Genomic DNA, 16,775 nt, shown 5'->3' with positions numbered 1-16,775 from the left:
CTCCCTATGCTACCGGCCCGGAGACGGGCTCGATATTGACTAGAAACGCCTTGTATTCGGGCGTCTCGATGTTGGCGTCGCCGACATAGGGCGTCAGCATGTTCGGGCCGAATCCCTTCTTTGCCGCCCCGGTGAAGCCCCAGTGCAGTGGAATGCCGACGATGTGGACGGTCTTGCCGTCGCAGGTCAGCGGCTTGATCCGCTTGGTTACCATCGCCTTCGCCGTGACCGAGCCGCGCTTGGACCAAACGCGCACCCAACCGTCCTTGGCGATACCTTTTTCGGCCGCTAGCTGTTCCGATATCTCCACAAAGAACTCCGGCTGCATCACAGCGTTGACGATGACGTGCTTGGTCCAGAAGTGGAAATGCTCGGTCAGGCGGTAGGAGGTCGCCGCATAGGGGAACTCCGCCGAGGCCGGCTCGGCGAACTGCCTGAAATCCCCTTCGAATACCCGCGCTGCCGGGTTGCCCCGGACGTTGGGCGCGACCGGATTGACGATCGGCGATTCGAACGGCTCGTAATGCGCCGGGAAAGGTCCGTCCCGCATCATTCCCCGGGTGAAGAGGCGCGACACGCCTTCCGGATTCATGATGAACGGGCCGACCTCGCCGGGCTTCGCTGTCGGCGCGATGTCCGGGACGTCATAACCCGACCATTTCGCCCCGTCCCACTCGATCACCTTGCGGTCGGGATCCCAGGCCTTGCCGTTCAAGTCGGCCGAAGCCCGGTTGTAGAGGATGCGGCGATTGGCAGGCCATGAGAACGCCCATTTCGGGAAGGCGCCCGTCTCGTCGGGATCGTCAGTATCCCGGCGGGCCATGTTGTTGCCCTTCTCGTTGAAGCAGCCGGAATAAATCCAGCAGCCGCAGGATGTGGAGCCGTCGTCGCGCAGCGCGGCGAAGCCCGGCAACAGTTTTCCGGCCTCGGCAAGCACCTTGGTCGGATCGGCCGTGTCCGTAACCGTCGCGAGCGCTCGGCCATTGATCTCCTGGGCGATTTCCTCGGCCGTCGGATCGCCCGGATCGGCATAGGGCCAATGGAGATTGAGGATCGGATCGGGGAAAGCGCCGCCTTCCTTGCGATAGAGTTCCTTCAGGCGAAGATGTATCTGCGCCATGATCCAGGTGTCGCGTTTGGCCTCGCCCGGCGGTGTGCCGCCGGCCCAGTGCCACTGCAGCCAGCGCCCCGAATTGGTAAGGGAGCCGTCGTCTTCGGCAAAGCACGTCGACGGCAGTTCGATCACTTCGGTCTGGATCGCCGACGGATCGACGTCATTGTGCGCGCCGTGGTTCTCCCAAAACCGCGCCGTCTCGGTAGCCAACGGGTCCATGACGACCAGGAGCTTGAGCTTGGAGAGCGAGGCCGTGATCTTCTGCTTGTTGGGGAACGCTTGCAGCGCGTTGAAGCCTTGGCAAAGATACAGGTTGATCTTGCCCTGGTGCATCATATCGAAGGCGCGCAGCACGTCGTAGCCGGGCACGTCGAGCTTCGGCAGGTAGTCGTAGGCAAAGTCATTTTCCGGGGTTGCCGCCGAGCCGTACATGGCCTTCTGGAAACTGACGAAGAACTTCCTGTAGTTCTGCCAGTAGCTCATCTGGTTCGGCCTGAGCGGCTTGAAACCGCGTGTCGACATATAGGCGGTGAGGTCCGGTTCCTTCTCATTGGGCAGCGTCAGATAGCCCGGAAGCAAGTTGGACATCAGCCCGACATCGGTCAGCCCCTGGATGTTGGAGTGGCCGCGCAGCGCGTTCATGCCGCCACCGCGAACGCCGATATTGCCCAGAATGAGCTGCAGCATCGCCATGGCGCGGATGTTCTGCGAGCCCTTCGAGTGCTGCGTCCAGCCGAGCGCGTACATCGAGGTCATCGCCTTGGTCGGCGACGAGCACTCCGCCACCATCTCGGCGACCTTCAGGAACTTGTCCTTCGGCGTGCCGCAGATGCGCTCGACCATCTCCGGCGTGTAGACCGCGACATGGTTCTTCAGCAGGTTCCAGACGCAGCGAGGATTTGCCAGCGTATCATCGACGACGGCGAAACCGTCCGCGCCGATCTCGTAGTCCCAGCTTGACTTGTCGTAGTCGCGCTTCGCCTCGTTGTAGCCGGAAAACAGGCCATCCTGGTAGGTGAAGCCCTGCTTGACGACATAGCCGGCGTTGGTGAACGCCTTCACATAGTCCCGCTGCACCTTGTCGTTTTCGATGCAATAGTTGATCAGCCCGAGCAGGAACGCGATGTCCGTGCCTTGACGGATTGGTGCATAGAGATCCGACACCGAGGCCGAGCGCGTGTAGCGCGGATCGACGACGATGAGCTTGGCGCCACGGTTGGCCTTCGCCTCAGTGACCCATTTAAAGCCGCAAGGATGGGCCTCGGCGGCATTGCCGCCCATGATCACGACAAGATCCGTATTCCTGATGTCGGTCCAGGAATTCGTCATTGCTCCGCGGCCGAATGTTGGGGCGAGACTCGCCACCGTCGGGCCGTGTCAGACACGTGCCTGATTATCGAACACCAGCATGCCCGCGCTGCGGACCACCTTATAGGTCTCGAACGCGGTTTCATTGGTCGTCGCCGAAGCGGCGAGGAAGCCGGTGGTAATCCATCGGTTGACCGTCACGCCGTCATTGTTCGTCGCGACGAAGTTCTGGTCGCGATCGTCCTTCATCAGGCGGGCGATGCGGTCAAGCGCGTTTTCCCACGTTGTCGGCTCGAACTTGTCCGCCCCGGGCTTGCGGATCATCGGCTGCTGTAAGCGGGTCGGGGCCTTGACGAAGCCGAGCAGGGCCGAGCCCTTGGGGCACAAGGTGCCGCGGTTGGTTGGGTGGTCGGTATCGCCCTCGATATGGGTGATTTCGGCCTGTTCGCCCTTCCTGAGATCGCCCTTTGAGTAGAGGATCACACCGCACGCCACTGAGCAGTATGGGCAGGTGTTTCGTGTCTCAGTGGTGTTGGCGAGTTTGAAGGATCGTATCGCCTCGGCATGTGCGGCTTCGATATCGCCGAAGCCGAGAGCTCCAAGCGTAGTACCGGCGAGACCCGCGCCTGCCGTCTGCAGGAACGCGCGCCGTGACAGTTCGATGTTCATTTGAATGTCCTCCCGAAGCGGATGCTCCGAAGGGCATCCCGAACCAAGGGTACGAGTGCATTCTGATCCAAAACAGGACAATGTCAAACAAAGCAAAGCGTTCCGACTGCTCTGCATTTTCTTACTGATTATAGTTGACGATATAACTCATGTTTTAGGACGAGAGTGCGATTGACGCTTGTCCAAGGATAATCTTAGAGTGCCGCGTGGTATTGGAAACGGCTCCCGCGTGCCGGGGCGCTTTTCGGACGACGGCCGACGGTGGCGTAAGCGTGCGCTCCGAGGCTGCGCATGTGTCCCGCTTTTGCCCTCTCACCAAGCGTCTTCGGGCCGCTCTCACCGTTTCCGCGTCTGATCTCTCCGTTCCCTCAAATCGGTTCCCCGAACGATCGCCGGCGTACGGCCAACGCCAATTCCGCTCGGTATCTCGCTCGGTGCCAATCTAAGGAGGCTTGCCATGGCAGTCGCCCTCTCTCCTGAAGTCGCCGACGTTCCAATGCTTCGCTTGACCAGTCTCGCCCATGGCGGCGGCTGCGGTTGCAAGCTGGCGCCCTCCGTCCTTCAGCAGCTTCTCGCAGACCAGGTCGAGGCCAATCCCTTTCGTCAGCTTCTTGTCGGCACCGAGACCGGCGACGACGCCGCTGTGTGGCAGCTTGACGACGACACCTGTGTCATCGCCACCACCGATTTTTTCATGCCCATGGTTGACGATCCGTATGATTTCGGCCGGATCGCCGCGACCAACGCGATCTCCGACGTCTATGCGATGGGCGGCCGGCCAATCATGGCGCTGGCCATTCTCGGTATGCCGCTCGACAAGATGCCGACGCATATGGTCCGAGACATTTTGAAGGGCGGACGGGCAGTTTGCGCCACCGCCGGAATCCCGGTCGCCGGGGGCCACTCGATCGACTCGCCGGAGCCGATCTATGGTCTTGCCGTGATCGGTACATGCCGGCCCGATGACGTCCGGCGCAATTCGGGCGCGAGGCCGGGAGACGCCTTGATCCTGACGAAGGCACTCGGCGTCGGCATCTACTGCGCCGCCATCAAGAAGCAGGCGCTCCCGCCCAGCGCCTATGTCGAGATGATCGCCTCGACCACCCTGCTCAACCGGATCGGATCGGAGCTCGCGCAGGATGAGAGTGTCCATGCGATGACCGACGTGACCGGTTTCGGCCTGCTCGGACATGCTCTCGAGATGGCGCGCGGCTCAGGCTGTGTTCTCGTCATTCGTGATCGCGAGGTTCCGCTCTTTTCCGAAGCCGCGCTGCTGGCAGAGCAAGGGTTTGTCACCGGCGCTTCGCGGCGCAACTGGGCGAGCTATGGCGACGCGGTGCTCCTGCCTGCCGATATGCCGGAGTGGCGGCGCCATCTTCTCACCGATCCACAGACTTCGGGCGGGCTGCTCGTCGCCTGCGAGCGCAACAGAGCGGCGGCCCTGGTCGAAAAGATTGTCGCGGAAGGTTACACGTCGGCTTGCGTGATCGGCCATGTCGAGCCCGGCGCGCCCGCGATAACGGTCCAGTGAAGCCGTTGTACCGGCGCGCCTAATTTAGCGACGCGAGGCGTGAACGTGATGAAATCCGAAACCGTCGAACGTCATCTGGCGTGATGTGCACCTCGGCTCTTGATCGCTAAGTGCCGTCTCGGAATCGGCAATGCTAATATTCCCTACGCGACATGCACCGTGCGCTGCCTCGGCTTGATCGCGGTGGCCAGCAGCAGGCCGGCGACGATAAAGGCAGCGCCGGCGAGGTCGTAGTCGTGCAAGCCTTCGCCAAGGAACAGATAAGCGAGCACGGCAACGAAGACAGTCTGCAGATAGAGCAGCATGCTGGCGCGCCCGGCGCCAAGCGTCTCGACGCTGCGGTTGTAGAGGTAATACATCAGAGCGCCGCCCGGGCCAGCGACATAGGCGAGTGCCAGAAGGCCGTTCGCATGCAGCGCCGAACGCTCCCCGGAAAACAGCTCCCAGAGATAAAGGGGCAGTGCGGCCAGCGCGCCGGCTCCTAGCAGCAGGACCACCATCGGCAGAAGCTCGATAGCGAATTTGGAGCGACGCAGCAGCACGGTGTAGAGGCCCCAGCAAAACGCGCTGCCGACGATCCACAACTCGCCGGGATTGAACTGGAGCCGCATCAGCGCGGTAAGGTCGCCGCGCGCTACGATCACCACCATCCCGACCAGAGCGAGCAGCGCGCCAAGCGCCTTCCAGACGCCGAGGGGCTCGCCGAGCACGTAGCGGGCAAGCACCATGGTCATGATCGGCGACAGTGCCATGATAATGCCGGCGGTCGTCGCGTCGGTGTAGTTGAGGCCCGTGTAGATCATCCCCTGACAGAGGGTCAGCCCGATTGCGCCGATGGCTACCACCTCGATCGCCCGGGATTGGACCAGCACGAGCATCGCCCCATGGTGGCGATGGACGATGGGCAGCAGGATCGCGCAGGCAAGCGTCAGCCGCCAGAAGCAGAGCGCCCAAGGCGGCATTTCGGGGGCAACCCACTTGGCTGCGATGTAGACGCCGGCGGACAGGAGCCAGCAGAGCGTCGCGGTGGAATAGGCGAGAGGAAGCGATACCCCGGCTGTCGCCTTCGCTACGCTTGGATGGGCTATCGGCAGCGATTGCATGTCCGTCTCCTCCCACCGCCGATCTTAGCAAGATTGCTGCGTCTTGCCGAGCAGCAACGCCACCTGTTTAACTAATCCTTGTGCGGCGTTTTTTTCCGTGTGGAACACATGCCAGCGACGAAAGATCGACTTCTGCAGCCGTAGCCAAATGCTGCCAGATCGGATCCTCCCGCCGATCACAGCCCGCGTCCTTCTCCCCCGGGCGCGGGTTTTCATCTATTTGACCGATGCGCTGATCATGGACGGTACCACATTACAATTGGATCAGTCCCTCTGATCCCAACAGACCGTTGCCCGCGACCTCTCCCGGAGGCGCGGGCTTTTCAATTCACAGGCTGGTCCGCAACGCGGCGCTTTTCAGACATTTAGTCCGAGCAGTTGAACGTCTGCGTGGGCCACACGCTGCCAACGCCCGACCTGAGCCTTATAACCAGCCTTTCGAAGCTGGGCGATGGACCGACATATCTCAGCTTTTGTGTCGAAGCGCGTCGACGAGCAGAGTGAAAGCGGGGGACGCTTGACGGCGGCTGGGATAATAGAGGTAATATCCTGGCCAACGCGGGGACCACTCATCCAGCACCCGAATAAGGCGGCCGCTCTCAAGATGAGGCTCCGCCACGTCCTCCGGCACATAGGCGAGGCCGAAACCATCCAGCGCGGCTTCGAGAATCCCGACGGTGCCATTCAGGACGATCTGGCCGTCCACCCGCACCTTCAGTTCGCGACCGTCTCGCTCGAAATCCCAGGCCCACAACCCGCCATTGGTGGAAAAGCGCTGGTTGATACAAATATGACCGGTTAGCTCCTGCGGCGCCGTTGGCGGCGGCCGCTTGGCGAAATAGGGCTTCGCACCGACGACAGCGAAGCGGAGATCCGGTCCGACGCGTACGGCGATCATGTCCATTGCAACCTGCTCTCCGAGCCGCACGCCGGCGTCGAACCGTTCTGCAGCGATGTCCGTCAGTGCGTTGTCAATGAAGACCTCAACCATGATGTCGGGATAGTCCGGCAGCAGCTTCGCCAGCTTCGGCCAGAGCACGGATTTGAATGCGTGATCACTGGCAGTGAGCCGAATGGTGCCGGCGGGCTTCTCCCGCAACTCGCTCAGTGCGTCGAGTTCGGCCTCGATCTCCTCGAAATGCGGGCCGATGTTGCGAAGCAAGCGCTCGCCGGCCGCTGTCGGTGAAACGCTGCGGGTGGTGCGGGTCAGCAGACGAAGGCCCAGGCGCTCTTCGAGATCGCGGATCGTGTGGCTCAGTGTGGACTGCGAAATTCCGAGCTGCGCGGCGGCCCGCGTAAAGCTGCCTTCCCGTGCGACGGCCAGAAAGGCCAGAAGCATATCAAGTCTTCCGCGCTGCATTTATGGCTCATGCCGATAAGTCGATACTGGTTATACAAGCTAGTGAGACGAGTTGCACCCGGGCACGATCGACGCGGAATGTCCTAAACGGATCAGGCGTTCGGTGATCGACAACCGCAACGGGCGCGTCACGAACGCAACCTTGCCGGATATGCTGTGCCGGTTCACGCCGACGCGCCGCCCGTCATGGACGTGATCTTCGTCGACAAGGGAGACCTATCATGCCGTTAAACGTCTAAAATGGTAGAGGGAAGGGCGCTGGAAACTAACCTTCTCCATTTTCGGCAATTCGCCAACCGTCGCGATCTCGCGATCGAGCAGCGTCCTCCAGTCACTCATAGCCTGTCATCTCGAGATAGCCGCGCCCGGCATGGGTGCCCTCAAATCGGATCGGGCCTTCCCAATAGGGAAAGCGTGTGTCCATCCAGGCTTCTGGGTTTAGCGTCCGGATGGTCACATCCACCCCTTTTTCCGACAATTGCACCCTCCAGCGGACCGGCACGCTACGTCCCGCGACTGCCGCCGTTTCGAGCGGCGTCACCCTTAGCGCGCCGGGGGCCTGCGGCTGCGGCCTGCCGTCGGCCTTGATCCATGTGGCCGATGTAAAGCCCGCGCCTCCGTCGCGCAGGCGAAAGCCCATCATCTTTTCGCCGCTGTCGAAATGCAGCGAGAACCAGTCCCACCCGGTTTGATCCTCAGCCAGCGGCTGCGAGGACCATTCGTGGTCCAACCACGCCTGACCGGTCACCGCAATCGCGCCTGCCGGAAGGGTCAGCGTGCCGGTCACGTGGTAGAATGGTTGCGAGTAATAATAGCTCGCCTGCCCCTTCTCGGATTTCACCGAATAGCCTTGCACTCCCTGCGGCACCAGAGGGCCTTTGGCGTCCAGCGCCAGTTCGTAGGAAAACGCCTGTCCCGCCGCACGCAGATCGAGCGCCGACAGCGCATCCGCCTCTGGCAGGGCTCGGCCTGCCATCTGCCAGTTGTCAATCCAGGCCGCAAAGGGCGCAGCCGTAACCCCCGCCTGGCCGATGCCGCCCCGTGCCATCCGTTCGGCCACGAATTGGTGCGTTTGCGTCGTCAGCCCCGCATGGCCCATCCAAAGCTGCGGACTGGACCAGCCTGACCGCTCCACCGGGGCCAGGGCGGATCGGAAAAGAGTCCATTGCACGCCATAGTCCGCTCCATCCGCAGCTTGCAGGTTGGCGGTCAAATACCACCATTCGATCCGGTAACCGGGGTGCGGGCCGTGGTCTGCCGGAAAGTTGAATGCAGTCCCCGGCTGCGGCACTGAAAACCCGTCAGCCTCTGTGCCAAGCCCAGCAAAACCTTGGCCAAAGGCAGGTGCGGCCAAGCACATGTAGATCAGCAATGCTCTAACGCTCATGTGCAAATACCTTCAGCAAATCCGATGGCGAAAGACGCGCCAGCCGCCAGGCAGGCACGGCGGCTGCAAGTCCGGCCGCCAGCAGCGCGAGCGCCGCCAGCCGCACCCAGTCACCGGGAAAAAGGTGCATCGGCAGACGCCAGCCAAAAGCCTCGACATTCACCACCGCCAGTAGAACAAAGGCGAGCGCAATACCTACAGGCACAGCGGCCAGCATGGTCAAGGCTGCCAACAGCAAGCCGCGCGAAAGCTCCAACCATGCGAGGTGGCGGCGGGTCAGACCCATGGCCCAGACCGGCGCCAGTTGCGGCAGGCGCATCCCCGACAGGGTCATGAGGCTCGCAAACATCGCCAGCCCCGCGACTCCCAGCGTCAGCACATTCAGCGCGGCTGTTACTCTGAATGTGCGCTCAAACACTTTGAGCGAAAAGACCTTGATCCCGGCCTGGTCAATCACGTTCTGCGCGGGCAGCCCGAATTCCGCCCGCAAACCCGCAGCCAGTGCTTCGGCCTTGCCGGGGGCAATCCGAATGGCATAGCGCAGGCGGGAGACGTCAGGATAGTGCTGGACCAGTGTGTCGATCCCGATGATCACTTGGCCGATCGGGTTGCCATAGTCGGCATAGACGCCGGCGATGCTGGCCCGCCAGCCACCGGGCAGCGTGATCTGGTCCCCCAACCCCAACCCTCGGCGCCGCGCCAGTTGTTCGTTGATCAGGGCGCCCTCGCCTGTGGCGATCCGGTCCCACACCTCCGGCACTGCAGAGAGGATCGGCCAGTTGTCGCGATAGGTGGCATGATCGGCCACGCCGTATATTGCGGCGGGCTGGCCTGCGACCCGACCCTCAACGCTCCAGATCGGCAGGACCGCGTCGCTGCGCTGGGCCAGCCAGTCGCGTATCGCCGTGGCCTCTGCTTCGGTGCGGGCGGTCACGTATAACTCTGAGGCGAGACGCTGATCGAGCCAGCCGGTGAAGGTCAGCCGAAAGCTCGACACCATCGTGCTGACGCCCACATTGGCGGCCAGCGCAAGCAGCAGTGCCATTAGCGCCAATGACAGGCCGGGAAGCTGTTGACGCGTGTCGGCCCAAAACCATTCGGCCAGTGGTCCACGCGCCAAGCGGCCGCCAAGGTGCAATATCCCCGTCAGCACGAGCGGCAGCGCCAGTGCCGCCCCCAACAGCAGTGCCGCCAGAAGCGCAAAGCCCGCCTCGAGGCCGGATCCGAAGTGTGCAATTCCCGCCGCCGTCAACAGGAGCACCATCGCAGCCACGCCTTGCGCGCGCAGTGCCCGCTCCGAAGCCCGCGCCCAGGCCCGAGGCTGGGCCGCTGCAAGCAGCGGCAGGTGCCATAGCCGCCAGAGGCTCTGTGCGGCCGCCACCAGCGTGCCGATTACCGCGATGGCCAGCCCCGCTGCCCACACTGCGGGGCGGATCGACAGCGTTCCCGGCACATCGGCCCCGTAAAGCCCGCGCAGGGTGGCGGCGACGTCGGGCAAAAGGGCCGAGGCGACTACATAGCCAAGTGCCACGCCCACCAGCCCCGCGAGGAGGGCGAAGGTCAGCAGCTCGGCGATCAGCAAAAGGACCAGCACGCGTGCCGGCAAGCCCAGTGCGCGCAGCGTGCGAAATACCTGGCGGCGCTGTTCAAAAGCCAGACCGATGGCGGAATGCACGATGAAGAGCCCCACCGCAAAGGCGAGAAAACCGAAAGCCGTCAGGTTCAGGTGAAAACTGTCGGTCAGCCTGGCAAGATCTCCCGTTTCGCTCGGCTCGCGCAGGGTCAGGCCGGGGGCTGCCACCTTTAGAGGGGCACGGCCAATCGGTTGGTCCGGCCAGAGCAAAAGACGAGAGATCTTGTCCTTTGCCCCAAGCAGGACCTGCGCCTGCCCGATGTCGGTGAGGACTGTGCCAGGCGGCAAACCCTCGGCCACGCGCACGGGAGGTGTCGCTTGCTCGGTTAGTCGTGCCGCGGTTTCCGGGGCTGCATAGAGCACACCGGGCGCCGTGATGAACGGCAATAACTGGTCACCCGCCGCAATATCCACCTGCTGCGCCTGCGGCGGCAAAGTCAGTGGGTCAATGCCAAGGACGCGCAACCGCACATCCCCAAACCGCATTTCACCTTCAATCACCGGCGAAGCCAGCCAGCCTGCTCGCCGCAGTCTCACAAACTCCTGTTGATCCATCCAGGCCCCGTCCTCACGCACTAGTTGCGCGAGCCGGTCCTGCCCAAGGATCGCCGCTGCACGGTCATAGCTCGCCCGCGCCTCACCGTTGATCGCCTGAACCGCTGACCACAGCGCCGTTGCCAGCGATAGCCCCAAAAGCAGCATCGCCAATTGGACAGGCCGCCTGCGCCAGTGAGACAAGAGCGCTGTCAGCCCGGTCCACACCATCACACCAGCCGGCCCGCGTGCAGGTGAATGCGGGCGTTCAGCCGGTTTGCCAGACGGTTGGAATGGGTGACCATTAACAGGGCGGCACCCGTTTCAGCCACCAGCGACAGCATAAGATCGAGTACAGCGTCCCCTGTTGCCTCATCCAGATTGCCCGTGGGCTCATCAGCCAGAACCAGCCGGGGCCGGGCGGCCAAGGTCCGGCCGATCGCCACCCGCTGTTGCTGGCCGGCCGACAGTTGTTCAGGGTAGCGCGTGAGGACTTGGGAGAGGCCCAGCCGTTTGGCAAGGACTTTCAACCATGCCGGATCAGGGCGGCCAGCAAGCCGAGCCTGAAAGGCAAGGTTGGCCGCCACATCAAGCGAAGGGATCAGGTTGAACTGCTGGAACACAAGTCCGACTGTTCCCCGCCGCAGGGCGGCAAGGGCTGTATCGTTCAGCCCCACAATATTGGTACCGCCAAGGTGGATTTCTCCCGCATCAGGGCTGTCGAGCCCTGCAACGAGGTGCAAAAGCGTGCTCTTGCCGCTGCCAGACTCGCCGGTCAGCGCAAGGCTCTTGCCCGCCTCCAGCGAAAGATCGATCCCGTTCAGAACATGCAACGGCCCCTCGCCAGTGGGGTAGAATTTGTCGATCTGGTGCAGCCTCAGCAGCATGTTACTCCCCGGAGGTCCGCGTGCATCTGACACGGCATGCCCGTGAAATAGCGCCAAACAACGACCCCTTTCATACAGCCTCCAAACCCACTGCCTTAATTGGACAATGGTTTTTTTCAGAGGGCTCGCGTTTTGCATCTAACGCGACCTCCACTTGGAATTCGATGTACAATTACGATCTAGAGCGGTTCTCAGCTAGGCGGGATAGGCGTTGACCGTACCGTCACAACTCACTCTCCAAACGGAACTGGAGCGCTGCCTTCAATTCCTCAGCAGTGCCGATGCCGTTGCTGAAAAGCGCCATGATTATGCCTGCAGCCTGGTCACACTCAGGCGTGCTTGGCTCTATGCCAGCCTCACGGCAATACGCGATCAGAGCTTTCGGGCAACGAGTTCCTCTTCGATCTTTGCGCGGTTGTTTCCATACTTTTTTACCAGCCTGAGGGCATCAGCCCGTTCGAGATGGTGCTTCTTCATGAGGTACCCGACTTCATAGTCTTCGCCACCGTCGACCCGTGCTCTGTCTTGCGGACCACGCTTTGACTTGTCGTCTGCCATGACAACCTCCATGGGCGATCGCCTCGCCCAAACCTGTCAAGGATAATCCTCTAATCGACGGGGACAAGGACGTAGTCCCCAACCATGTCGAAACCGCACAACTCCGCGGTCGCAGGGATAAGCCGATCCCTTACGGGAACGCTTTGCTCGTCCGCTGTTCGAAGCGTTGAGGTTTTCTGGGCTGGTACACGTTCTTGCGGCCGTGGGAGTAAACTTTCCGCGCGACATCACGAATGGAGTCCGGTGATGCATCGAAGGTCGCCAAATAACCCGCTTCGGCTGTGGCTGCTTCCGGTTTTGCGTTCGCGAGCGCTTCGATCTCAATCAAGAACAGCATTTCAAACATGCCATTGTAGCCGAGAAAATGGAGGTATTGTCCGGCCTCGTCGTAGCTGCGGCTTCGGTTCGGAAAAGTCAGCGCCAAGGTTGAACATACCTCAAGCCGTTAAGAACCGCGTAGCGAACGTCTGTTGCAGGCTCGCGGCCTTGCGTCTCTTCGCATTGTGCGCGTTCAGAATTATCATTCTGGTAGTGGCATCTGTTTTGCTGAGCCCAGCCATGGATCGGCTTCCCATATCTGCCGGTGCCCCGGTGAAGACGTGATAGATCGTCCATGACCCGTCCGGCTCTACGCGCCGGCCGTAGTGATAATTCATATCGTATCGATCCGAGGCTCCGCCTTCGTTCTCCCAAATGCTGATATCAACAGCATCGCGAATGCTGATATCAACAGCATCGCGATTTTCGCGGGCTTTGTCGTTGGTGTCGTTCATGGCGGTGCACCTCTTGGGTGGGACAATCAAAGATCCCTATGGTAGAACTAGACCAGCGGCCTCCAGCGAAGCCCGCGCTCTAGAAGCGCCACTCCAGGACGTTTGGCCGCCAGTCGCTACCGACGTCTGGACTTACCAGGTGATGCCGAAAAGCGTCAAATAGACGATGATGCCTATGGCAATCGTGACCGACGCTCTTACGAATAAGCTCTTGTAGTCGTAAAGGTAAACCTGAGCAGGGATATAGGTTTTCACAGCGGCCTCCTTTGTTTTGTTATTTTTTCGGCCAGAAAATCACCCTATCACACAAAGAGCCTCCATAATAGTTTTTTTGGAGCTTTCCTGGCGGAAGCGGCTTAGCGGCCAAAACAGGGCATTCGGCAGCTAGCGGTTCTCCAGACAAGCGGCAGTTAAACCGCAATTGGCGCATACCGTTCGTGTATCGTTCTTTTGGCCATGCTTGCTATCGCGGCGTCACAGGCTCTCGACCCGCCAACTCCCCAAATCATCGATTTTGAAAGGGCTGCGTCGCTTCGCGAGCGCAATAATCTGCTCTTTCCAGGGATATGCAAATGAACACCCGCACAAAGCACACGACCGTGAAATTCACGGCACCATTCTCGCTGGGAGGCGTCGATGAGTTTCAGCAGCCGGGCGATTATGCAATCGACGAGGACGACGACTGGATCGACGGGATTTCCTGGCTCGCCTACCGGCGTGTCGCCACCTTCATCCATATTCCCGCCGTCTCCTCGACTCTCTATCTCGCGAGCCAGCTTGTGGGTATCGACCATTACGAACTCGAAGCTGCGTTAGAGCAGGATCAGGAACAGGCGCTAGGCACAATCAGGAGGATCCAGCAATGAACGTTCATCGTTTCGCCGTCGGGCAGTCGGTCAGATGCTATGGTCAAAAAGATAGCCAAGGCCGCACATACTAGTGAGCGGCGAGACGAGAAACCATCGGGACAGAAGTAATGTCTGGATCTTTCGAGAAGGGGTATTTGGACGGTTGGAAGACGGTTTCGCCCGGCATCCTACCCGGCATCCCAAGCCACTCCATCCCCGCAGGCAAGACCGAATACCAAGCCGGGTTTGACCGAGGCGTTGAAGATGCGAAGGAACGGAAGCGGCCTACCAAACCCAAGTAGGCCCGCCATTCCCCTACGGCTGGGTAGCGTGGCAACCCCGCATCATCCGGCTAATCAGGTGTTTGTCGGCGTTCTCTTGGCCGGTGAGTTCGCGCACCAGATTCTTGGCGTGCTGAATCCTGTGCGCTTTGGTTACCCGTCCTTCCTCGACCGAAGCCTTGAAGGCATCGCACAGAATGTCAAAGTCGTGAGCGGAGATAAATCCGTCTGAGCGGCTGTCGATTTCCATCACATAACTCCCATAGGGGCGGGAGTACGATCTACGCTCTCAAGCGCCAGCGCCCGTTCAGTGGCCAGCGACATTGGGAATGTACGCTTTCGACAATCCATTAGCGAGTCATTATGTACCGGCCTGTCACCGGCATTGGTGAATCCGTTCGCCGGGAAGGCACAAAAAAACCCGCTTTCCAGAGGGGATGTTTGAAAGCGGCTTCGTAGCCACCGGACGCGGCGGGGGGCCGCCCGGTCTCTATCAACATATGCGCGAAGTGTTGGTTCCACGGCTGGATAGCGTTTGGCTCGCGTCTAGCCTTCCACACTCTGCGCGCCGATGGGGCTTGCAAGGACGACGGGAGAACACCATCTAAAGTTGATAGCGAACAAGCTGGAAACGTCGGTTCGAGTCCGACGGCCCCGACCAATCGGGGTTTCGTCTAGGGTTAGGACGCCACACTTGATAAACGCCGCTCCCTTCCGGTCGAGCGGCGTTTTCGTATCTTCAAAAGCGAACGAACGGCCCGCCTTGTGAAAGGGCGAGCCGTTCTTTTCGGGTTTGTCATTCCCTTACGGCTGGGTAGGGTCAACTTGGCCTGCTGCCTGTCCACTGAACCGGCAGCAAGCCAGAGAGACCCACCCGGCGGGGCATTTTGTGCGCGACTTCGATAAACCACGGATGATCCTGCGATTGTAGGCCTATCTTCCAGCAGCCGAGATGTGCAACTCGGCTTAACGATCGATCTCTCCGAACACGATGTCGAGCGAACCAATGATCGCGGAGACATCGGCGATCATGTGGCCCCGACACAAGAAATCCATTGCCTGCAGATGGGCGAAGGAGGGTGCTCGGATCTTGCACCGGTACGGAACATTGCTGCCATCGGAAATCAGATAAACGCCGAACTCACCCTTCGGTGCTTCGACCGCAGCGTATACCTCTCCGGCGGGCACGCGATGCCCTTCCGTGTAAAGTTTGAAATGATGGATCGTCGCTTCCATCGAGCGTTTCATCTCGGCACGCGACGGTGGCGTGATCTTTTGATTTGGAATCGCCACCGGCCCCCGGCCTTCCGGTGAACGCAGCTTTTCCAGACATTGCTTCATGATCCGAACCGATTGACGCATTTCCTCCATGCGGACGAGATAGCGGTCATAGCAGTCCCCGTTCTTGCCGACAGGAATATCAAAATCCATCTCAGGATAGCATTCGTAGGGTTGCGCCTTGCGCAAATCCCAAGCGGCGCCCGATCCGCGCACCATCACGCCTGAGAAGCCCCAAGCCCAGGCATCGTCGAGGCTGATCACGCCTATATCGACGTTGCGCTGCTTGAAGATACGGTTGTCGGTGAGCAGCACTTCGAGATTGTCGCAGACCTTGAGGAACGGGTCACAGAAATCCCAGATGTCGTCCAGAAGTTTCGGAGGCAGATCCTGATGCACGCCGCCGACCCTGAAATAATTCGCGTGCATGCGGGCGCCGGAAGCGCGCTCGTAGAAGACCATCAGCTTCTCACGCTCGGCGAAACCCCAGAGCGGCGGGGTCAGCGCGCCGATATCCATGGCTTGCGTCGTCACATTGAGAAGGTGCGACAGAAGCCGGCCGATTTCGCAAAAAAGGACACGGATGAGCTGTCCGCGCCGCGGAACCGATATTTCGAGCAGCTTCTCGGCGGCGAGGCAGAATGCATGCTCCTGATTCATTGGCGCGACGTAGTCGAGCCGATCGAAATAGGGCAGGGCCTGCAGATAGTTCTTGTGCTCTATGAGCTTCTCGGTCCCGCGATGGAGCAGGCCGATATGCGGATCGACGCGCTTGACGACCTCGCCATCGAGTTCAAGCACGAGCCGCAAGACACCATGCGCGGCCGGATGCTGCGGTCCGAAATTGATGGTGAAGTTGCGAATTGCGGCCTCGGCCATGGCAATCCTTCCGGCCTCGTAGTTCGCAGTCGATCTCGAATGCCCGATGCAAAGTGCGGCGCCTGACCGACGATCAAATCAAGTCGTCGTCTGGGCCATCGTCACCGATGTTGGCAGCGACCACATGCGACGAATCCAGCCCGACCGCTGCCGACACCGACACGGCAGGTGGCGTCGCATCGATCGAACTTTGCAGGATATACAACTCTTCCGAGCTCGTTTGGGTAATCACGGCATCGACCTCCGATTTAATTTCCGGAGGCAAATCCTCGATGTCGATGACCGCTACGCTCGTGAAGTCTGGTCACACAAAGTTGGCGGAGCCTGGGTTACATCTGGGGGAAGTTGCGCGCCCGGGGATTGAGCGTAAACTGGCGACGCCACGCCGAGTGCCAAAAGGATGGCGATTGTCGTCAGCATGCGCATGATCTTTCCGTTCCCGTTTGCTCAAAGGAGGATCATCTTGATGGCAACAAAGAGTATCCCTTAGTTGTGGCCCTCGGCTGCCACAGATGTGGCCAAATGGTGAAAGCCGTGCCTGGGAGCTGTTGCCCTGGACATGTCAATCGTGAGACCGGTAATTTTGCTGGGGTAGTGTCTACAGGGATTGGCAGCAAGGTCCGATCCAACAC

The 16,775-nt window shown here is 60.7% G+C and carries 15 protein-coding genes and 1 tRNA gene; 3 read left to right on the top strand and 13 right to left on the bottom strand.

What is annotated here, in order from left to right:
- Positions 1 to 4: 4 nt before the first annotated feature.
- Positions 5 to 3,091, bottom strand: coding sequence for a formate dehydrogenase-N subunit alpha (gene fdnG, locus BQ8482_RS22465; protein ID WP_165848667.1), 3,087 nt, complete (start codon positions 3,089 to 3,091; stop codon positions 5 to 7).
- A 457-nt stretch (positions 3,092 to 3,548) separates the two neighbouring features.
- Here fdnG and selD point away from each other — a divergent pair, with 457 nt between their 5' ends.
- Positions 3,549 to 4,622: a selenide, water dikinase SelD gene (gene selD / locus BQ8482_RS22455; RefSeq protein WP_123149593.1), complete on the top strand. Its 1,074-nt coding sequence runs from the start codon at positions 3,549 to 3,551 to the stop codon at positions 4,620 to 4,622.
- A 143-nt stretch (positions 4,623 to 4,765) separates the two neighbouring features.
- On the opposite strand, the gene BQ8482_RS22450 is transcribed toward selD, so the two are convergent.
- The 9 genes from BQ8482_RS22450 to BQ8482_RS40135 form a co-directional block, all read right to left on the bottom strand.
- Positions 4,766 to 5,725, bottom strand: coding sequence for a DMT family transporter (locus tag BQ8482_RS22450; protein WP_123149592.1), 960 nt, complete (start codon positions 5,723 to 5,725; stop codon positions 4,766 to 4,768).
- Positions 5,726 to 6,191: 466 nt separating this feature from the next.
- Entirely contained in the window at positions 6,192 to 7,085 is an 894-nt protein-coding gene (locus BQ8482_RS22445) for a LysR family transcriptional regulator (protein WP_123149591.1), read from the bottom strand.
- Positions 7,086 to 7,416: 331 nt separating this feature from the next.
- Positions 7,417 to 8,472, bottom strand: a complete 1,056-nt coding sequence (locus tag BQ8482_RS22440; RefSeq protein WP_123149590.1) for a lipocalin-like domain-containing protein — start codon at positions 8,470 to 8,472, stop codon at positions 7,417 to 7,419.
- On the bottom strand, positions 8,462 to 10,870 hold the full coding sequence (locus tag BQ8482_RS22435; protein WP_208867813.1) for an ABC transporter permease: 2,409 nt from the start codon (positions 10,868 to 10,870) through the stop codon (positions 8,462 to 8,464). The genes BQ8482_RS22440 and BQ8482_RS22435 overlap by 11 nt, the downstream gene beginning before the upstream one ends.
- Positions 10,870 to 11,526 (bottom strand): ABC transporter ATP-binding protein, encoded by a 657-nt coding sequence (locus BQ8482_RS22430; protein ID WP_123149589.1) that lies wholly within the window; start codon positions 11,524 to 11,526, stop codon positions 10,870 to 10,872. Before BQ8482_RS22430 ends, BQ8482_RS22435 begins: the two co-directional genes overlap by 1 nt.
- Before the next feature lie 372 nt (positions 11,527 to 11,898).
- Positions 11,899 to 12,084 (bottom strand): DUF3606 domain-containing protein, encoded by a 186-nt coding sequence (locus tag BQ8482_RS22425; RefSeq protein ID WP_123149696.1) that lies wholly within the window; start codon positions 12,082 to 12,084, stop codon positions 11,899 to 11,901.
- Between the two features lie 130 nt (positions 12,085 to 12,214).
- The gene (locus BQ8482_RS22420; protein ID WP_123149588.1) at positions 12,215 to 12,508 is read right to left on the bottom strand and encodes a DUF1488 family protein; all 294 of its coding nucleotides are present in this window, start codon (positions 12,506 to 12,508) and stop codon (positions 12,215 to 12,217) included.
- Between the two features lie 13 nt (positions 12,509 to 12,521).
- On the bottom strand, positions 12,522 to 12,857 hold the full coding sequence (locus tag BQ8482_RS22415; RefSeq protein WP_123149587.1) for a hypothetical protein: 336 nt from the start codon (positions 12,855 to 12,857) through the stop codon (positions 12,522 to 12,524).
- Between the two features lie 132 nt (positions 12,858 to 12,989).
- A complete protein-coding gene (locus BQ8482_RS40135) occupies positions 12,990 to 13,112 on the bottom strand; it encodes a hypothetical protein (protein ID WP_258122430.1) in 123 nt (40 codons plus the stop codon).
- A 317-nt stretch (positions 13,113 to 13,429) separates the two neighbouring features.
- On the opposite strand from BQ8482_RS40135, the gene BQ8482_RS22410 reads away from it, so the two are divergent.
- Positions 13,430 to 13,723 (top strand): hypothetical protein, encoded by a 294-nt coding sequence (locus tag BQ8482_RS22410; protein WP_123149695.1) that lies wholly within the window; start codon positions 13,430 to 13,432, stop codon positions 13,721 to 13,723.
- Positions 13,724 to 14,020: 297 nt separating this feature from the next.
- Here the strand turns inward: BQ8482_RS22410 and BQ8482_RS22405 are convergent, their stop codons facing one another.
- Complete coding sequence (locus BQ8482_RS22405; RefSeq protein WP_123149586.1) at positions 14,021 to 14,236, bottom strand: hypothetical protein; 216 nt, start codon at positions 14,234 to 14,236, stop codon at positions 14,021 to 14,023.
- Between the two features lie 322 nt (positions 14,237 to 14,558).
- Here BQ8482_RS22405 and BQ8482_RS38240 point away from each other — a divergent pair.
- Positions 14,559 to 14,647, top strand: a tRNA-OTHER gene (locus BQ8482_RS38240).
- A gap of 305 nt (positions 14,648 to 14,952) precedes the next feature.
- Here BQ8482_RS38240 and BQ8482_RS22400 read toward each other — a convergent pair.
- The gene (locus BQ8482_RS22400) at positions 14,953 to 16,143 is read right to left on the bottom strand and encodes an NADH-quinone oxidoreductase subunit D (RefSeq protein ID WP_123149585.1); all 1,191 of its coding nucleotides are present in this window, start codon (positions 16,141 to 16,143) and stop codon (positions 14,953 to 14,955) included.
- Positions 16,144 to 16,216: 73 nt separating this feature from the next.
- A complete protein-coding gene (locus tag BQ8482_RS39470; protein ID WP_244602933.1) occupies positions 16,217 to 16,375 on the bottom strand; it encodes a hypothetical protein in 159 nt (52 codons plus the stop codon).
- Positions 16,376 to 16,775 lie beyond the last annotated feature (400 nt).

It is taken from the genome of Mesorhizobium delmotii (assembly GCF_900149755.1).
GTDB classification, from domain to species: domain Bacteria; phylum Pseudomonadota; class Alphaproteobacteria; order Rhizobiales; family Rhizobiaceae; genus Mesorhizobium; species Mesorhizobium delmotii.
The sequence above is the reverse complement of the archived record's forward strand: the minus strand, read 5'-3'. Positions and strand labels throughout refer to the sequence as shown.